Source organism: Microcoleus sp. F4-D5 (genome assembly GCF_036704885.1).
Classification (GTDB): Bacteria; Cyanobacteriota; Cyanobacteriia; order Cyanobacteriales; family Microcoleaceae; genus Microcoleus.
Map to the genome: position 1 here is coordinate 53,953 of NZ_JAUBSX010000035.1, position 18,128 is coordinate 72,080.

Sequence of the window (18,128 nt, forward strand, 5' to 3'; positions counted from 1 at the left end):
GCAAGAAGGAATAATGAAGAAGGAAGAATAAAGAAGCCTCTAGAGAAATACAGGGATATTAAAACCAATTTCTCATTCTTTATTCCCTCCTGCTTATTCTCTCTCTCCTAAATAACTAAATCCTTCTTTCTTCATTTCCCCATTTCTGATTGTATGAACACCCAATCAATTCAAAATGGGCGGCTGCATCGAATTTCGTTAAAAATTTTAATTGTCGTCATATTAATAACGGGGATATGGTTTCGCTTTACTAATCTGGATCGCAAAGTCTACTCGTTCGACGAATCTATCACCTCGCTGCGAATTTCTGGCTACACTTGGACGGAAATGGTGCAGCAAGATTTTCAAGGCAAAACAATTAGCGTCGCAGATTTGCAGCGGAAATACCAACAGATAAATTCCGAAAAAACTTGGTTGGATACTGTTAAAGGTTTAGCTGCAGAAGAACCCCAACTATCGCCGCTGTATTTTATTTTAGCCCGATTTTGGGTGCAGTTGTTCTGCCCGCAAGTGGCGAGTGTTAGAAGTCTTTCAGCTTGGATTAGTTTGTTAGTTTTCCCCAGCATTTATTGGCTGTGCTGGGAATTATTTCGCTGTGCGTCTGCGGGATGGGTGGCTGTTACAATCGTCGCTGTGTCGCCCTTTCACGTCTTGTACGCGCAAGAGGCAAGACCGTACATGATGTTTGCAGTCCTCGTCTTGCTGTCGAATGCAATTTTGCTGCGGGCGATCGCGATACAAAATTCTCCTACAACATCTAAATTGAGTAAGGCTGTTTGGTCTATTTATGCGATCGCCCTTACTTTAGGACTGTATTCTAGTTTATTATTTTTTTTAGTAGTATTCGCCCACGGCATCTATCTAATTATCACAGAAAACTGGCGTTTTAGCAAAACATTAATTGCTTATTTACTAGCTTCAGCGGCAGCAATAATTATTTTTGCGCCTTGGATTTGGATATTACTTTATAACTCGGAAAAAATCGAGGCAACAGTAGGCTTGCCCCGCCTTTCCTTGTCTTTGATGTCTTCACTTAAACCTTTAATTATCATCACCTGCCGAATGTTTATCGACACGCATTGGGCGGGCGGAATTATCAAATTGGGCGCAAGCGGTCTTGCTACCGATTTAATACGACTTATTGTAGTGGCCGTATTACTGTTAGCGATCGCACATTCAATCAACTCGCTCTGCCGCTCCACTCCCAAACGATTTTGGCTGTTTGTATTGACAGCGATCGGAATTACAGCGATAGTATTGATAGCAGTGCGAGGCGTTGCCGATCGCTATATGGTTCCCTATATTTTAGGAATCCAGCTAGCTGTTGCCTATCTATTCACTGCTAAAATTACAATCGCCACCAATCCCCGACAAAACAAACTGTGGCAGCTCGGTTTAATAGCGCTAATATCGAGTGGAATAGTTTCTTGTACCGTCAGCTCGCAGTCGCAACTTTGGTGGAACAAATATCCTTCTAGCACTAAATACAATCCCCAAATAGCAGCAATTGTCAATCAAGCCAAAAAACCTTTAGTAATCACTCACGGAGGGAACAACATCACAGGGAAAATACTGTCTGTCAGCTATCTGCTGAAGCCGCAAGTACAGCTTTTGCTGGCAGTTAAACCCGAACAAGTGAAAATTCCTGACGGTTTTAGCGATGTATTTTTATACCGAGCTACAGAAGCATTGCAATTTGAACTAGAAAAAGTGCAAAAATATAAAATCACACCAATTTACCAGCCGGGCGATGTTTGGCTTTGGCGTGTAGAGAAATAAGGAAAGTGGCAACTGCAAATGATGATTTCTGTTGTGATACCCACCTACAACCGCGAGCAACCTCTGCGAGAGACATTGGCTGATGCGATTCGGCAAAATTACCCGAATTTTGAAGTGCTGGTAATCGATCAAACTCGCACCCACGAATCGGAAACTCAAGTTTATTTAGAGGAATTGGCAAATGCTGGCAAAATTCGCTGGTTTCGGGTAGATTGGGCGAGTTTGCCTGGTGCTCGAAATTATGCAGTGCGGCGCGCAGTAGGAGAGATTATTTTATTTATTGATGATGATGTCCAATTGCCAGATGGTTTTTTGGCGGCTCACGCTGACAACTATTTAGAAAAACCCGATGTGGGATGTGTGGCGGGCAGGGTTTTGGACAGAATGAAATTGGATTTTTCTGGAGGCGATTTGGCTATCGAATATTTGCCAATAGAAGCGATGGATGCCGCGATTGCCTGGTATTTTATCGATTTGGTGCATACCGTCAAACCGCAGGAGGTGCTCTCGGCTAGAGGCTGCAATATGTCATTTCGCAGGCAGGTTTTTGCCGAATGGAGGCTGAGGTTTGACGAGAGGTTTGCAGGGAGTGCGGTGCGGGAGGAGTCGGATTTTTGTTTGAGATTGCGATCGACTGGCATGAAAATTTGGTACGATCCCAATGCGTCTTTAGTTCACTTGGGGGAAGAGAGCGGCGGCTGTCACGATGTCAGCACGCGATCGATCGAATATCAAATCACATTTTATCACAACCATTTCCTCATGGGATTGAAAAATTTAACAGCACTTCAATGCCTGCGATTTTTCGCCAAACTATTTGACTGCCACGTTTTGGGAAATCCACCTTGTTATAAAAGTGCCTCACCCATTAAAATTATAACTAGATTTGCTTTTTATATCCTGGGTTTTCTCAGTGCTATAAATACAGTAATTAAATCTCTGTGGAATGATGGACAAAGTTACAGCCATCAAGACAACATCAACGCTCAATAATTACCTATTCCCCATTCGCCCTTCCCAATAAATGAGAATTCTCGTGGCCAGTCACACCTATATTGTGGACATTAATCGGGAAAAATTCAAGATATTAGCCAACCTAGAACCCGATATAGAAGTAACAGTTGTAGTGCCGAAGCGTTGGAAACCAGGAGGCGTACAAAATAAAATTATAGAAACGCAATTTTATCAAAACGGCTCATTTAAAGTAGTCCCAGTCTCCAACTTGAGTCAAAACAATCAAGGATTGCTAACATTTGGCACAGATTTAATTGAAATTTTGCATAAAATTAAACCGCAGATAGTTCAAGTTGAACAAGGTTCAAAATCTATCGCTTGCGCTCAGTTAATATTACTAAATAAACTGCTTAAACTGCAAGCAAAAAATATATTATTTACGTGGTGGAACCTGCCTTATCAATTGAATTGGCCGGTTTCAGTGTTAGAAAATTACAATCTTCAGCACACCGACGGAATTATTGCAGGGAACCTAGATGGAGCTAAAATTTTGCGGCAGCGGGGCTATCAAGGTGCGGTAAAAGTAATGCCACAACTCGGAGTAGATGAAACTTTGTTTCGCCGTACTGGTAAAGACGCTGATTTATCGCGCCGGTTCGGCATAGAACAGACCGATTTTGTGGTAGGATTTGTAGGGCGATTTGTCGAAGAAAAAGGGCTGCTAACTTTAGCTGAGGCCTTGGCAGGGTTGAAAAAAAACTCTTGGAAGTGGCTGTTAGTAGGACAAGGAAAATTGCGGACGCACCTCGCCGAAAAATGTATTGAATGGGGAATCAGCGACCGAATAATTTGGGTAGAAAGCGTTTCCCACGAGGAAATACCCCCCTACATTAACTTAATGAACTGTTTGGTATTGCCTTCGCAAACCAGCTATAAATTCAAAACTTTGACCGCTGTGGGCTGGAAAGAACAATTCGGTCACGTTTTAATCGAAGCGATGGCCTGTCAAATTCCGGTTATCGGTTCCGACTGCGGGGAAATTCCCCACGTCATCGGCGATGCGGGGTTAATATTCCCCGAGGGAAATGCAGGGGTTTTGCGGGAGTGTTTGCAGGAATTGATGGAGGGGCGGGAGTTGGCTGCTGATTTGGGCGATCGGGGTTATCAGAGAGCGATGAGCAATTATACCAATAAAGCTTTAGCTGAGCAGTTGTTGGAATTTTACAACGAATTGTTGTAATTTTTAGTAGTATAATGCAAGTGTTAAATAAAACCTGTGGCAAATGTCTATTCCTTCCGACATACGCTCTTTGGTAGACGAACTCTACCAGGTACTACATGATACCGAAAGCCAAGCAACGCAGGGACTTTTTGCACTTAGAACAGCAATGTCTCTTTTTCCCGAAAATGAAATACTGATGCAATACTTTTCTTCCATCACCAATTTTGAATTCTGCGTATCAGGTGTTCGCTTACAAGCAGAGCACATTGTGGCCAATATATTGCTGGATGGTGTGCCCGATGAAGATGTTCAAAAAGCAGCAGATTATTTAGCAACCTTGCTACATATGGCGCCCGAATCTAGAATTCTGATAGACAAAGTAGTTGAGAGATTACAAGTATTGCAATGAAACAATTACCAGATGAAAGCCTACTGCTGGAAATCCTTGAAATTGTGAAAGCTGCGGAAGCAAAAGCCAGTGAAATGTATGAATTTTCCAAGACAATGGCTCACAATACCCAAATTACAGCAACAAAGAGAGAGGAAGCTGAACAACTAGACGGGCAAACTTTTGCAGATAATTAAATTTGTAATGGGAGATGTTGGTATGTGGATTTAAATAACTATCCTTGATGCGGATTCTCCAAATTATACCCTCAATTTCCCTAGTCTACGGCGGGCCAAGTCAAATGGTACTCGGACTTTCTGCGGCCCTCGCTTTCCGAGGGATTGATGTGACAATTATCACCACAGATTCTAACGGAGATATCGGTCAATATCCCTTAGATGTCCCCTTAAATCAACCAATCAAACAAAACGGCTATCAGATTATTTATTTCCGCTGTTCTCCGTTTCGTAGATATAAGTTTTCTCTCTCGTTATTGCAGTGGTTGAATGCAAATGCACAACAATTTGACCTCGCCCACATTCACGCTTTATTCTCGCCAGTAACTACCTTTGCTGCCACAATTGCTAGATGTCACCGTTTACCGTATATTATCCGTCCCTGCGGTATGCTTGACCCCGCAGACTTGCAGAAAAAAAAGCGCTTGAAACAGATTTATGCCACGCTTTTAGAACGCCCTAATTTAGCAGGTGCAGCAGCAATTCATTTCACAAGTAAAGAAGAGGCTAAAATCTCAGAGAGATTTGGTTTGGGCAGCACAGGCAAGATTCCTGTGCCACGGGATTTGGTGATTCCATTGGGGGTGACAGGAGGTTTGTTTTCTAAGAGATTGCCAAAATCTCAAGTGCCAATCATCTTATTTATGTCGCGAATTGAACCTAAAAAAGGGCTTGATTTATTAATTCCAGCATTAGAAAGTATTTTAGGATTGGGGATAGAATTTCACTTTATTTTAGCTGGTTCAAATCCCCAAAATGCTGATTATGAAACACAAATTAAAGTACAAATTCAGAATTCAAGCTTAGCAAAATACACAACAATAACTGGCTTTGTGAGCGGTGATTTTAAACTTGAACTGTTGACAAAAGCCGACTTATTTGTCTTGCCTTCTTATTACGAAAATTTTGGCATTGCTGTAGCAGAAGCGATGGCCGCCGGTGTACCTGTCGCCATTTCCGATCGCATACATATTGCCGAAGACATACAGCAAGCAGAAGCTGGTTGGGTAGAACCTTTGGAAGTAGGGGCGATCGCCAATTCAATCAAATCAGCACTTCTGAATCCCGAAGAACGCCAACGGCGGGGATTGAACGGCAAAGAGTATGCAAAAAAGCATTATAACTGGGAGGCGATCGCCCAACAAACCATCGATGCTTACCAGCAGATTTTGTCATCTCTTAACTAATGCAACAGCCGTTTACCTTTTACTTCTTCTCCTGCTGCGAGTTCTTGTGCTGCTGCTATCTGAATTTTCAGGCGATATTTTTTCAACGCTGCTACTTTAGCTGCAATACTTGTCAACAAAACTCTGCAATCCTGCCTGATATCCTGCGCCTACCGCCTGAAATCTCCACTCTCCATTCTTTCTATACAAACGACCAAATTCTACAGCAGTCTCTCGCGAAAAATTCTCTTTTAATTCATACCGAACCAGTTCGTTCTTTGTATCCAAATTGCTAATTTTGATGAAAGCATTTTTGATATTGCTAAAATTTGCATTAATTTTATCTGCTTCGTGAATAGTCACAACAAAAGTTATTTCCTCAATTTCAGGATTAACTCTTTCTAAGATAATGCCGTAAATAGTCTTATTCTCTTGATTTGGGTTGTTTTTTTCAGGAATCGTTTGCAGTACCGAACTATCAAAGGATTGCAGGTTATTGTAAAAGATAAAATATTTATCGTTAGGTATTTTGCCGTCAGCACCTAGCATAAACGCAGAGACATCAATCTCGTAGCTTTGTCCTGCCTCTGTCACCTGCCAACCGAGGGCGATCGCCATTTTTTTTATACCAGGCGCTTCTTGAGAGATATTAAATCTTTCACCCTTACTTAATTGCATTGCCATCTGCTTATTTGTTAAACCTAAAACTTTATAGTGCTCATGTTAATATTAAGTGGCACAATAACTTTTCTTCTTTAATAAAACTTAATATTATACCTATAATACCGGGCTTGATTAAAAATATGTCCTGCCTGTATCCGAATGAATTTAGATTTTATTAGAGAGAATTACCGAAGTAAAAACCGGGCTTTCTACAAAACCCGGTTTCTACAATTGAACTTAATTTGACTCTAGTTTTGAGGGTTTTCCGAACTAGGCGGCAGCGTCACAAAATTACCAAAAGCTCCAACCGTTTGATAGCTTTTTTTACCTAATTCAGTTGTGTAAATACTGACCACACCTAAATTTTGACGCTGCGTTGTATTGTCGAGCAAGCTTTCGATCGTGTCCCGCTGCGAAGTCAGCAAATTCTTGCAACTGCCGATCAAAGTATCTGTAATGCCGCTCAAAGCTTTCGGAACGCGAGAATCTTTGCACACAGTGTTTTCCAACTCGGTTTCGAGTACGCCGGAAGCATAAGTTAGGTATTTGTCTCTCCCAGGATTTGTAAATGCCATGCCGGCGGCCAGAAGAGTCATCGCGATCGCGACTTTTCCCACGTTGCCGAAAAAATTAGAAGTTGACTTGTTAGTATTCATTGGTTTATCAATAATCATTTTTTTTAGCCCCGTTGATTTATAAGCTTCTCTTGATTTAAACTACACCTCCTCAGAAACAGATTTCCGAAAGGAGGGGACAGTTTTTAGATTGGAGGCGAGTTGCGAGTAAGTCTCTCACTGGTTTACCTTCCTGTTACGTCTCCCCCTCCCTCAAATCCGGTAAATCTTCAACAAAACATTTAGCTGGTTAGCTGGTTCCCAGGCACAGCCTGGAAACGAGGAATTTAAACTTAGTTTCGCTTTGATTTTTGCCTCTCGATCTCCCGCTGCAACTCTTCAATCTGACGGCGCAAAGCCTCCGTCTCGCTGTTAGGCGTTTGGGACTTCACATCAACCGCACCCTCAGCTACAGCCCGCTTGTAGTTCCCCAGCTTAATTTGGCGGTATTCCTCGGAACTTGCCCAGTCTCGCAAATACCGCAGGCGTTCCACCGGGAAAGGATGACTCAGCATCACGCCCTGGCCGCCGTTGTAGAGTAAAAACTTATACACTTGGTTGAGATTGTCTCGATCGAGCTCTTGATAGTTGTCAGACTGGCGGATAAATTCTTGCAAACTGCATTGGTCAGCATATTTACTGCTAACTCCCGCAAGTTTCATCATCGTCTTCATCACATTGTTCAAGTCATCCGTCACCAACAAAGCCGCCCGGTCTGCCGACAATTCAGCCTTGCGCCGCCACTCGTAAAAAGCGAAAATTAAACCGCTACCGACCACATTTCCCAGCCCGAAAGTCATCTCGCCAATTGTCGATGCGACGCTCATAGCCCAGGTAGCCATTTGATTTAAAGTTGGATGACCGCATTTAATGTGACCCAACTCGTGAGCCAAGACTACCCTAATTTCCGCCTCGTCCAACAAGTCTAAAAGACCAGTGTTTAATACTACATAAGGCTGGTTTTTTCCGAGGGCATAGCTGTTAACTGAGGGATTTTGAGAAACAAACAAACCCGGTTCTGGAAAAACATCTAAAGCCTGCACGCACTCCCGAAATATATGATAAATGCTGGCATATTGGCGGGGCCCGACTTGAATGCTATTTCCCATTAGGTAAACGAATTGCGGTCGTTCGTAGACAAATTCTACAAATTTGCTGGCAATTAAGTCAAATCCAGGCACGCTGCGCAATGCTGCCTCGGCTTGGCGATCGAGGGGATGCTGAAATGCTTCGCTAGAAATTCCCGTATAAGTAGGCATAGTTGTTGCAAAAGTTACATTTAATAGAGCGGTATTGCTGCTCGCTGCTGGTGCTAGCTGGCGCCTGACTTATCAATATTATCGCGACAAATATTGAACTGTTCATCAGTCCTGGACGCACTCCGACCAAGAAACCGGGTTTTTTACCGAATTTACGGTGTGTAACGAAGTATTGCGTAAAAAAACCCGGTTTCTGGGATCCCCTGTAAGTCCTGTTCAAATTAGCGTTAAAATTGTGATTCTGGTACAGGCGCGATCGACCAATATCTTTCAAAGTATCTGTGTATCGCCTCACCCAAAAATTGGAACGTGAAAAAATGGCTATCCTGCGACTCGAAAACGGTACAACCTACACTCAACTTAGCGACATTACCCGAGAACTCGGTTCCTTAAACATTCAACTCAACCGCTGGCCCGTGGGTGACAGCGCTGAAATTCAAAATTTGTTAGCTAAAGATGCTCTTGACGACAATCAAAAAGAGCAAGTGCTGCAAGCCCTCGACGGCTACTTTCAACAATTGTCGGAAAGTGCAGGCTATCAAGATCGCGACTTAATCGTACTGCACCCAGACCTTCCCAACCTCGACACAATGCTGTCCAAATTTAACAAGTGCCACATCCACGCCGATGATGAAGTCCGCTATATCCTAGCAGGCGAGGGCATTTTCGGCTTCGTGCGGCCCGACGGCAGCCAAGTCGAACTCACAGTGCAGCCGGAAGAATTTATCAACGTGCCGGCGAATACAGAACACTGGTTTTATTTGACAGCAGCCCGGAAAATTAAAGCGGTGCGCTACTTTACCACCAAAGAAGGGTGGACGCCGGAGTATACCGATACGGAAATTCGATCGCGCTTAAATGTGGAAAAGCTCACAAACCTCCAAACAGCGTTATCATAAGCGAAAAGTTAAGTTTTGTAAAGACCCTTGACTGCAACATTCACACCCAAAAACAGCCAAACCTGGCACGCTCTCAACCCCCTGTGGCAAGGAGCAGAAGACGCAGTACAGAAGGGTTTACCCCACACCAAGCTAGCACCGGCATGGCAAATACTGCTCCTGGGCGACGGTTCCCCCACCCGTCACCTGCAACTGCTGACAGGGGAACCCACAGAAGTAGATGTCATCGATATGTCTTTAGTGGGTGAGGACGCAGACGGCGCGCCCCAGCAAATTGTCGCCGTTCCCGGGCCGCGGCTGCGCCGCCAAGTGTGGCTGCGGACTGCTTCGGGACAGCGCCTGGCCTATGCGACTTCTTGGTGGGAAGCGAGCCACGTAGATGAATATTTACAAAATAAATCTTTGCCAATTTGGGCCAGTTTAGCGCGGCTCCGCACAGAATTGTATCGCGATGTGCAGGGCATTTATTGCGGTGATTCGGTGGCTTTGGAGTCAGCTTTTGAACAGTCGGGGCCTTTTTGGGGGCGACACTATTTGTTTTGGCATCACGGGAAGCCACTGACGCTGATTTATGAGGTGTTTTCGCCTTATTTAATTAAGTATTTGGGGCCGATGCAATTGGATGTTGATTGAGATGCGATCGGCCGATCGAGGGTTTTGGCATCTGACGTACTTTACTAATTGTGACACGCTTGCCTTAGTCCTTTTGATAAACCGCCAAGACGCAAAGGACACAAAGAAGAAGAAGAAGATAGATCGGGAGAGTATACAGCCGGATTTGGTATGAGCTTCCCCAACTTCTTGAAGATGTTGGGGAGCTGGATTTTCTACCTATTCATAGTTGTCCGACGAAATTTCACTCGCAAACCGTCGCGCGGATGAGGAATCGGTACTGGGATTAAATTCAAATCTTGATCCGGTAACAGCTCCCATTCAAGCTCCCGAACAATCTTTGCCGCAAACAACTTCATTTCTAATCGGGCAAATTCTTTGCCCAAACAGTCTCGCAAGCCGCCGCCAAAGGGCACGTAACTGAAAGGTTTAGGCGATCGCTCCGAGCTAAATCGATCGGGGTCGAATCGATCTGGTTCAGGATAAAGTTGACTATCGTGATGGGTTTGATTAATCCCATAAGCCACGTTCCAACCTTTAGGAATTTCATAGCCACCGAACTCACAAGCATTAATTACTGTCCGAAAAATACTTCTTACAGGTGGAATGAAACGCAGCACTTCTCGCAGCACCTGTTCTAAATAGGTCATTTGTTTGAGTTGTTCCAATGTTAGGGGTTCAGTTGCGGGGAACTGCTGCTGTTCCGCCCGCACTTTTGCCATCACATCGGGATTTTGAGCTAAGACAAGGCAAAAAGAGGCGATCGCCGAAGTTAAAGTTTCGTGTCCCGCAAACAGCAGCAACAGCACTTGATCTTTCAAATCCTCCAAACTCAAACTATTTCCCTCGTCATCGCGAGCTGAAATCAGCACACTCAAAGCATCATTGCCACTAGGGGTTCCTTGTTGGCGATCGCGAATAATCTTTTCCACTTCTGCTAACAGTAACTTCCTGCCATTTTTAGCTTTGCCAAACAGAGTAAAAGGCAAATCCCAAGGGATAGAAAATAAACCCTCCGCAAATGTTTCAAAATTATGTCCTAGCGCCGTTTCCGAACCATTTTCAAGCCCTACTAACAACTTACCCGCCACATCAAAAGTATAATTTCTCAGTTCGGGATACCAAGTCAGGGTTTCCATTTTCGCCCATTTTTCCAAATAGCGCTGAGTGATATTTTCCATCGCGTCGATGTAGCCCGCCAAAGCTCGCGGCTGAAACGCTTGGTACAGCAACTTGCGCCGATTTTGGTGGTTAGCACCCGTTTGCAACGCCAAGGAAAGCGGCCCTAAAAGCGCTCTCGTGCTGGCAGGCCAAGTCACAACAAAATATTGGTTGTCATTGCTTAAAACAAACAAAGTAGCCTCTTGGCCAGACATAAACACGGTAGGCTGTCCGAAAATGCTGGTTTTGAAAATGGGCCCGTACTGTTGGTGGCGTTTTTTGGCAAATTGGGAATCTTGCAAAAAGTTGAGGGTATCGCCAATTAAGGGTAAACCGAAACTGCCGGGAGGTAGTGCCATTTTAGATTTTAGATGTTAGATTTTAGATTTTTAATATCATATCAATTTTAGTTGTATCGTGCATATTTTCAACCAGATAAATTTATGGTAAAGTAGCTTTTATTTTTTTGTATCCTGTAGGTGCGTCTGTCTTATTAATACAGAATTTATCCAAAAAATAGGGGTTTTTCAACTGACGCACCTTACTGTTTTTGGATGCAAACCAATTTAATTTTCTGTTCTTTTAATCGGAATTTCGATTATAAATTCACTGCCTTTCCCCACCACCGAGAAACACTTGATTTCACCTTTATGTTTTTCGACAATAATTGAATGGGAAATCGCTAAACCCATACCCGTCCCCGAACCGATCGGTTTTGTAGTATAGAACGGGTCAAATATCCGCTGCTTGACTTGCTCGGTCATGCCTGCACCGTTATCAGCAATTCTAATCACAGCGAGAGTACCTTCTACCTCTGTACGAATGCGGATAATTCCCGGATTTTCGAGCGGTTGTTGTAAAACGTCAATAGCGTTGGCGATAATATTCATAAACACCTGATTCAACAGTCCGGCGTAGCACTCCACCAGCGGCAATTGTCCGTATTCTTTAACGATTTGAATTGCGGGGCGACGGTACTCCGTACCCGCTACGCTAACAGGCTGAACTTTCAAACGGTGTTCTAAAATCATCAATGTGCTGTCGATGCCTTCATGAATATTAACCTTTTTCATGTCAGATTCATCTAGGCGAGAAAAATTCCGCAAACTCCTCACGATATCGCGGATGCGAGTGGCTCCCACCTGCATAGAAGACAGCATTTTCGGCAAGTCGTCTAGCACAAAATCCAGCTCTAACACCTCTATTGCCTGCTGAAGATCGGGAGAAGGTTCCGGGTATTCATCTCGATACATTTGCACCAGTTTCATCAGGTTTGTGGTGTATTCTTCTGTGTAGGTAAGATTGCCGAAAATAAAGCTGACTGGGTTATTGATTTCGTGGGCAATTCCTGCTACCATCTGGCCGAGACTCGACATTTTTTCTGCCTGCACGAGCTGAGTTTGAGCTTGCTGGAGTTCGCACAGAGTTACTTCGAGTTTGGCAGCTTGTTCTTGTGCTATCCGAGCTGAATCGACGCTTTTAGTGTAAAGTTCCGCTTGATTAATGGCGATCGCCAATTGGTTGCCCACTGCGACTAACAGTTCCACTTCTCCATCGCTCCAACACCGCACGCTGCTAGAATCGCTACAGCAAATTACCCCTATTTTACCAGCGGATGTTTGAAGTGGAATGTCCAGGAGAGAGTTGAATCCTACATACCTGAAAAATTCCCGCTCTGCTGGATCGGTAAGAGTCTCGCAATCATCAACCCGAATTATTTCCAAATTGGCAATTCGCTCGGCATGAGAACCAGTCACACCAGCAGGAACTAAACCCAAAAGCGAAGGCAAATCGTCATTTTTCGCCTCGTATTCCACGGCCCAAACTGGCGGCGAGGCGTCTGGCCAATACCAAATAAACTGACAGCGATCGAGTTGCAGCAAGTCGCGAATCTGCTGCACAGTTGTTGCCAAAATAGTATCTAAATCCAGAGATTCGCGGATATTGCTAGCTAGCTGGTTCAGCAGCGCTTCCTGCTCTGCTAATTTACGGAATTTCGCTTCCGACTTTTGCAACTGTCTTTGAGATTCTTTTTGTTTGGTAACGTCCAAACCCAAGCCGATTAAGCCGATAGTGCTGCCGTTAGCATCTTTTACCTTAGCTTTAATTACCTCTAAATGGTGATTGTTACCGTCAGCAAACTGCATTATTTCATCAGCATAAAAAGGAGTATCTTGACTCAAAACTTGCAGGTCTGATGCCATGCACTTAGCAAATGCTTCCCCTCCCAAAATTTCTGAAGAATGAGAAGCTGCCAAAAATCTTTCTTCAGGAACGTTCACAGATTCGCAAAAAGTTTTGTTAACCAACAGCATCTTGCCTTTAGTGTCAGTCAGCCACACCCAAATAGGAGCATTATCAATAATTGCCCTCAAAGTTTGCTTTTGTGTGTCGAGAGCTTCTTCTGTTTGTTTGCGCTTAATTCCCAGGGCGATCGCATCGGCACTTGAGGAAAAAGCAACCAGCGTTGCTTCATTCAACTCCTCGCGAGCAAACATCGCGATTACTCCCAGCAACTGATTGTCAACAATTAGCGGATATCCAGCAAAAGCCACCATTCCTTCTCGTTTCGTCCATTCTTTGTCGTGGATTCGGGGATCTTCTTGCACAGAATTAGTGATGTGAGGTTTTCGCTCCAGGGCGATTAAACCAATTTTGAACTCACCGACAGCAATGCGGCTGTGAGCGCCGTCAATGTGAGTATATATCCCCGCACTTGCTTGCAGTTCTAATAAAGTTCCTTCTTCATTCAGCGTCCAAATCCGAACAAACGCAGCATCCAAATGGCGCACAACTGCTTCGCTGCAATATTGCAAAGTTGCAAGCAAAGTCTGGTTTTGAGTTAGAGCAATTCCCACATCTGCTGTGAATAAAGAAAGTTTCAATTGTTCTGCTAAAGCTTGTTCAGCTATTTTGCGCTCTGTAATGTCCGTTGCAGCACCGAGGCGTTGCTGAATTTTTCCGTCCTCTGTTCTGCTAAATACAATATTCCTGCTGACTAACCAATGCCAACGATTTTGTTTGTCGCGCACCCGATATTCGTACTCAACAACCTCGCCGTCGGGAGCATTTTCTAATTGCTGCCAACATTTGGGAAATTTAGCTAAATCATCAGGGTGGATAATGGTAGGTAACAGACTGCTGCCCATTTGTTGAACTTCTTCGGCGGTATAGCCGAGGGTGTCAGTGATTTCGCGGTTGCTGTAGACATTTCGCTGCTCTGTTTCGTCGTAAACATAGAGAAGATTCGGACTGGTATTGGCAATTCGCTCAACAAAACGCTGGCTTTCTTGCAGCGCTGCTTCTGCTTTTTTGTGAGCGGTAATGTCGCGGCCGATAGCATACATCAATTCTTCCTCGGAGAAAGGGCTAACTGTCCAGGCTATCCACTTGTAAGAACCGTTTTGACAGCGCCAGCGGTTTTGAAACCCAACGGTATTATTCCCCGCAGCAATACTTTCAGCTTCTTTTAAAGTAGCTTCGCGATCGTCTGGATGCACGAATTCAATGAAGAGTTGGCCAACCATTTCTCCTGGAGAATAGCCGAGGATTTTTTCTGCTGCTGGGTTGATACGTTTTAAATAACCGTCAAAACCAATGACGCACAGCAGATCTAGCGAGAGGCTAAAAAAGCGATCGCCCCCGTCGGGTTCGCTGGATGGGCTGTGGTTTTGGGCTGCGACAGCAGAAGCTTTTGAGCGCGCCGATACCGCCAAAAATACCATGTTTGCTATTGCCAAAAATCCCAGGGCGAGTTGGCGATGGTAGAAATTATCGCCGCTGCCAGCTACGAGCCATCCGTTTAACACCAGCAGTACAATTATCAAAATTGAGAATACACTGCCAGGGGCGATCGTCGCTATGCTGATTTTTTTGTCATACTGCTTGCTGCCTTCTGCCTTTTCTATTCTGGTGACTGCTGCCGTGAATTTTCTCAACAACAGTTGCAGTAAGCTCAATAATTTAGTGCTTTTGGATGCTTCGATACGAACAGAATACTTCATTTTTTTACTGTTGATTCCGTTTTACTTGTGGTGGCTCAAAATTAATATAAAAATGTTTAAATATTGTAAAACTTTGCTAGCTTGCGAAATCTAGCATTTTAAAAATTGCGTAGATTTACGCAAGCTGGCTAGAGAATTAAGTGTATTTACGGAATTAGCGAGCAATCTCTTTTTAGCTGAGGTGTGCATTTTTTACTTTTTCCGACTCAGAGAGAGAGCTTATCTATAATACTACGCTACATATTGCTGTTAGTCATGAGACTTTTGGCCTAATCTAGCTAATTGGACGGAGAACCTAATTATGGAGGCTGCGGATAAAGCTGCTTGCCGCGTTATAGCAGCGTATTATAGCACTTTTTGCGTCCAGTAATGACCGGGTTTGATGTATGAAAATACTGCGTGAACCACCCTGGGTGTGGGTTTAACAAGCAGGAATATTAGTCAAGTTCAAGCAGGTTGAAATTGACCGTAAATAAATTATGAATTTAAAATAAATATCAACTGCTGATTTGTGAAGATCGAATGAAACAAATATTTGTAGCAGTTTTTCTTTGCACGAGATATTCGCGCGTAATGGCTAATTAGTAATTGGTAATTGGTAACGGGCAATTGGTAATTGATACCAGTTTAAAACAGTAGATCTTAAAAGTGTTTCTATTCATCTGTCGGCGATGGGAGCGAAACAGCTTTGCGACCTAGTTGCTGTTGCCGAATTCGCTCTAAGTTACCCGCAGGAATAGAAGCTATAAGTTGTCGCGTGTAAGCTTGCTGCGGCTGGCGGTAAATGCGCTCGGCAGTGCCAATTTCCTCGATTTTACCTTTGTTCATGACGATCGCGCGATCGCTCATAAACTTGACCACGCTCAAATCGTGAGAAATAAAAATATAAGTCAGTCCAAACTCTGTTTGCAACTCCTTCAGCAAATTTAAAACTTGCGCCTGCACCGACACATCTAATGCCGAAACCGACTCGTCGCAAATAATAAACTTAGGATTCAAAGCCAAAGCTCTAGCAATACAAATTCGCTGCCGCTGTCCGCCCGAAAACTCGTGAGGGTAGCGCCGCATAAAATCTGGATTTAAACCCACTCTATCCAACAAATAAGCCGCGCGATCGCGCTGTTCTTTTTTGTTCTTACCAAAGCGGTGAATCACCATCGGTTCCATCACCGCATTGCCAATATTCAGGCGCGGGTCGAGAGAACTAAAAGGGTCTTGAAAAATAATTTGCAGATCGCGCCGCAGCCACCGCAATTTGCGATCGTACTCTTTTTTCATCCGATAATTAGCCATCCACTGCGATGCGGAACTACTTCTGGCAGGAGGCGTAATTTCTTGACCTTCAAAAAACACTTTACCGCTGGCGATCGGAATTAATTGCAGCAAAGCTCTCGCCAAAGTTGATTTGCCGCAGCCAGACTCGCCCACCAAACCCAAAGTCTCGCCCGGGTAAACCTCAAAAGAAATATCATTTACCGCCATAAACAAGCGTTTAGTTTCGCCAAACATTCCCTGCACCGGAAAACCCACTCGCAAGTTATTAACAGCTAGCAAAGGCTCGGAAATATTCGGCAGCCGAGGCGGTTTTCCTGTTGCCAAAGCGGGATTTCCCCCACTGCTGTCGCCGTCTACATCGGCATTTTTCTCGACAATTACTAATTCGCCGCTAGCATTTGTGGTGACATCCATAAAATCAGAAACTGTCGGCAAGCGGCGCAGTTGCCTATCGAGAGTTGGGCGGCAAGCTAACAGACCTTTTGTGTAAGGATGTTGGGGATTGCTGAAAATTTGTTCGAGCGCACCGCACTCAACAATCTTGCCTCGGTACATCACCGCCACCGTATCGCCAATTTCCGCAATGACGCCCAAATCGTGGGTAATAAAAATCATTGCCATGCCTCTAGAGTCCCGCAACTCCCGCAGCAAAGCTAAGATTGTTGCCTGCACGGTTACGTCTAAAGCCGTGGTCGGTTCGTCAGCAATTAATAAAGTTGGATTGCAAGAAATGGCCATTGCAATCATCACGCGCTGGATTTGACCGCCTGAGAGTTCGTGGGGGTAGCGATCGAGCATAGCTTGTTTTTGGCGGTTGACGAGCTGCATCAAATCGAGGTCGTCTTCCCCAACTGCTGGATTCGCAGCGACCGGGGAATGCTCTTGCCGCAAAGCCAAACACCGCTGCCTGAGCTCATCGTCGCCCGGTAGCAGCTTCACCTCTTGCAGCAGAGAAGCAGCTTGGCGCCGCGCTTCTGTCTGCGACACCTTTTGGTGCAAACAAATAGCTTCTGTGAGTTGAAATCCGATCGTATAAACGGGATTTAGCGAACTCATCGGCTCTTGAAAAATCGTCGCAATCTGGCTGCCCCGGTATGTTTGTTTTTCCGTGTCCGGGATTTCCAGCAGATTCACAGGCCCCTTGCTACCACCGTCTTTTGTCGGAGAAAACCAAATTTCGCCCTCGATTTTCGTTGACGAACTCGACAGCAAACCCATAACAGCCAGGGATGTTACCGATTTTCCCGACCCCGACTCTCCCACGATTCCGAGAGTTTGCCCTCGCTGGACCTCAAACGAAATGCCGTCAACAGCTTTGACTGTTGCAGACGCATCGCCTGCGTCCGCAGATTGAAATTGAACCCGCAGGTTGCGAACTTCTAGGACGGTTTCACTCATGGAAGTCTATGGCAAAAATTAAAGGGAGATTAAGTGGATTGTAGCAGGGCCTGGTAAATTACCCAGCACTAACCTGAGTACAGGTACAGTGTGGGCTTTCAATAGCCCTGAAATGATCTTGCACATTGCAAAACAATCTCGAACCTTCGGGCTTATTTACGAAAGCCCCAATAGCAGCAATATTCTTACTGCCGTTTAAGTCGGCATCACCTTTCCATCCACAATGACCACAAGCAAACTTTTTGCCGTTTCTATAAGATTCACCCTGTACAGGGTGAATCTGATTGCAATTATGGCAAGTTTGGCTAGTGTATCTAGGCTCAACAGACAAAATCTTTAGGCTGTGCTTTATAGCTTTGTAGATGAGGAATTGACGCAACTGAAAGAACGCCCAGCTATTACTAAGTCTCCGCTCTTTTTTCGAGCGTGGCTGCTGGTTTGTGCGCTCCCTAATTCCCGTCAAATCTTCCAAAGCGATAACTTGATTTTTGTTTTGAG

Annotated in this window: 16 protein-coding genes; 8 read left to right on the top strand and 8 right to left on the bottom strand. The window is 44.5% G+C overall.

What is annotated here, in order from left to right:
* Positions 1 to 153 precede the first annotated feature (153 nt).
* Genes QUA80_RS17750 through hpsP form a run of 6 tightly spaced genes read left to right on the top strand, consistent with a single transcriptional unit; the run spans position 154 to position 5,766 of the window.
* Complete coding sequence (locus QUA80_RS17750; protein ID WP_333426439.1) at positions 154 to 1,779, top strand: glycosyltransferase family 39 protein; 1,626 nt, start codon at positions 154 to 156, stop codon at positions 1,777 to 1,779.
* 18 nt (positions 1,780 to 1,797) lie between these two features.
* A complete protein-coding gene (gene hpsN, locus QUA80_RS17755) occupies positions 1,798 to 2,772 on the top strand; it encodes a hormogonium polysaccharide biosynthesis glycosyltransferase HpsN (protein WP_333426440.1) in 975 nt (324 codons plus the stop codon).
* A 31-nt stretch (positions 2,773 to 2,803) separates the two neighbouring features.
* Positions 2,804 to 3,973: a hormogonium polysaccharide biosynthesis glycosyltransferase HpsO gene (gene hpsO, locus QUA80_RS17760; RefSeq protein ID WP_333426441.1), complete on the top strand. Its 1,170-nt coding sequence runs from the start codon at positions 2,804 to 2,806 to the stop codon at positions 3,971 to 3,973.
* 43 nt (positions 3,974 to 4,016) lie between these two features.
* Positions 4,017 to 4,364, top strand: coding sequence for a hypothetical protein (locus QUA80_RS17765; protein WP_333426442.1), 348 nt, complete (start codon positions 4,017 to 4,019; stop codon positions 4,362 to 4,364).
* On the top strand, positions 4,361 to 4,540 hold the full coding sequence (locus QUA80_RS17770) for a hypothetical protein (protein WP_333426443.1): 180 nt from the start codon (positions 4,361 to 4,363) through the stop codon (positions 4,538 to 4,540). Before QUA80_RS17765 ends, QUA80_RS17770 begins: the two co-directional genes overlap by 4 nt.
* 47 nt (positions 4,541 to 4,587) lie before the next feature.
* On the top strand, positions 4,588 to 5,766 hold the full coding sequence (gene hpsP, locus QUA80_RS17775) for a hormogonium polysaccharide biosynthesis glycosyltransferase HpsP (RefSeq protein ID WP_333426444.1): 1,179 nt from the start codon (positions 4,588 to 4,590) through the stop codon (positions 5,764 to 5,766).
* Here the strand turns inward: hpsP and QUA80_RS17780 are convergent.
* From QUA80_RS17780 to QUA80_RS17795, 4 genes are all read right to left on the bottom strand, one after another.
* Positions 5,763 to 5,885, bottom strand: a complete 123-nt coding sequence (locus QUA80_RS17780) for a hypothetical protein (protein ID WP_333426445.1) — start codon at positions 5,883 to 5,885, stop codon at positions 5,763 to 5,765. The genes hpsP and QUA80_RS17780 overlap by 4 nt on opposite strands.
* Complete coding sequence (locus QUA80_RS17785; RefSeq protein WP_333426446.1) at positions 5,863 to 6,423, bottom strand: TerD family protein; 561 nt, start codon at positions 6,421 to 6,423, stop codon at positions 5,863 to 5,865. The genes QUA80_RS17780 and QUA80_RS17785 overlap by 23 nt, the downstream gene beginning before the upstream one ends.
* Before the next feature lie 233 nt (positions 6,424 to 6,656).
* Entirely contained in the window at positions 6,657 to 7,082 is a 426-nt protein-coding gene (locus QUA80_RS17790) for a DUF4359 domain-containing protein (RefSeq protein ID WP_333426447.1), read from the bottom strand.
* A 233-nt stretch (positions 7,083 to 7,315) separates the two neighbouring features.
* Positions 7,316 to 8,281, bottom strand: a complete 966-nt coding sequence (locus QUA80_RS17795; RefSeq protein ID WP_333426448.1) for a M48 family metallopeptidase — start codon at positions 8,279 to 8,281, stop codon at positions 7,316 to 7,318.
* A 317-nt stretch (positions 8,282 to 8,598) separates the two neighbouring features.
* On the opposite strand from QUA80_RS17795, the gene QUA80_RS17800 reads away from it, so the two are divergent.
* A complete protein-coding gene (locus tag QUA80_RS17800; protein ID WP_333426449.1) occupies positions 8,599 to 9,180 on the top strand; it encodes an acireductone dioxygenase in 582 nt (193 codons plus the stop codon).
* 27 nt (positions 9,181 to 9,207) lie between these two features.
* A complete protein-coding gene (locus QUA80_RS17805) occupies positions 9,208 to 9,813 on the top strand; it encodes a chorismate lyase (RefSeq protein ID WP_333426450.1) in 606 nt (201 codons plus the stop codon).
* 194 nt (positions 9,814 to 10,007) lie between these two features.
* Here QUA80_RS17805 and QUA80_RS17810 read toward each other — a convergent pair whose 3' ends face one another.
* The 4 genes from QUA80_RS17810 to QUA80_RS17825 form a co-directional block, all read right to left on the bottom strand.
* Positions 10,008 to 11,312 carry a cytochrome P450 gene (locus tag QUA80_RS17810; protein WP_333426451.1) on the bottom strand — a complete coding sequence of 435 codons (1,305 nt, stop codon included), beginning with the start codon at positions 11,310 to 11,312 and terminating at the stop codon, positions 10,008 to 10,010.
* 207 nt (positions 11,313 to 11,519) lie between these two features.
* A complete protein-coding gene (locus QUA80_RS17815; RefSeq protein WP_333426452.1) occupies positions 11,520 to 14,957 on the bottom strand; it encodes a PAS domain S-box protein in 3,438 nt (1,145 codons plus the stop codon).
* Positions 14,958 to 15,611: 654 nt separating this feature from the next.
* Positions 15,612 to 17,630 (bottom strand): ABC transporter ATP-binding protein, encoded by a 2,019-nt coding sequence (locus tag QUA80_RS17820; RefSeq protein ID WP_333426453.1) that lies wholly within the window; start codon positions 17,628 to 17,630, stop codon positions 15,612 to 15,614.
* Positions 17,631 to 17,688: 58 nt separating this feature from the next.
* On the bottom strand, positions 17,689 to 18,128 hold a 440-nt coding region (locus QUA80_RS17825; RefSeq protein ID WP_333426454.1), incomplete at its 5' end, for a transposase.

Bases quoted from the DNA above. Each gene is read 5' to 3' on its own strand.
- QUA80_RS17750 (WP_333426439.1), top strand. From the start codon at position 154: ATGAACACCCAATCAATTCAAAATGGGCGGCTGCATCGAATTTCGTTA.
- hpsP (WP_333426444.1), top strand. From the start codon at position 4,588: ATGCGGATTCTCCAAATTATACCCTCAATTTCCCTAGTCTACGGCGGG.
- QUA80_RS17795 (WP_333426448.1), bottom strand. From the start codon at position 8,281: ATGCCTACTTATACGGGAATTTCTAGCGAAGCATTTCAGCATCCCCTC.
- QUA80_RS17770 (WP_333426443.1), top strand. From the start codon at position 4,361: ATGAAACAATTACCAGATGAAAGCCTACTGCTGGAAATCCTTGAAATT.
- QUA80_RS17765 (WP_333426442.1), top strand. From the start codon at position 4,017: ATGTCTATTCCTTCCGACATACGCTCTTTGGTAGACGAACTCTACCAG.
- hpsN (WP_333426440.1), top strand. From the start codon at position 1,798: ATGATGATTTCTGTTGTGATACCCACCTACAACCGCGAGCAACCTCTG.
- QUA80_RS17810 (WP_333426451.1), bottom strand. From the start codon at position 11,312: ATGGCACTACCTCCCGGCAGTTTCGGTTTACCCTTAATTGGCGATACC.
- QUA80_RS17815 (WP_333426452.1), bottom strand. From the start codon at position 14,957: ATGAAGTATTCTGTTCGTATCGAAGCATCCAAAAGCACTAAATTATTG.
- hpsO (WP_333426441.1), top strand. From the start codon at position 2,804: ATGAGAATTCTCGTGGCCAGTCACACCTATATTGTGGACATTAATCGG.
- QUA80_RS17800 (WP_333426449.1), top strand. From the start codon at position 8,599: ATGGCTATCCTGCGACTCGAAAACGGTACAACCTACACTCAACTTAGC.
- QUA80_RS17820 (WP_333426453.1), bottom strand. From the start codon at position 17,630: ATGAGTGAAACCGTCCTAGAAGTTCGCAACCTGCGGGTTCAATTTCAA.
- QUA80_RS17785 (WP_333426446.1), bottom strand. From the start codon at position 6,423: ATGCAATTAAGTAAGGGTGAAAGATTTAATATCTCTCAAGAAGCGCCT.
- QUA80_RS17790 (WP_333426447.1), bottom strand. From the start codon at position 7,082: ATGATTATTGATAAACCAATGAATACTAACAAGTCAACTTCTAATTTT.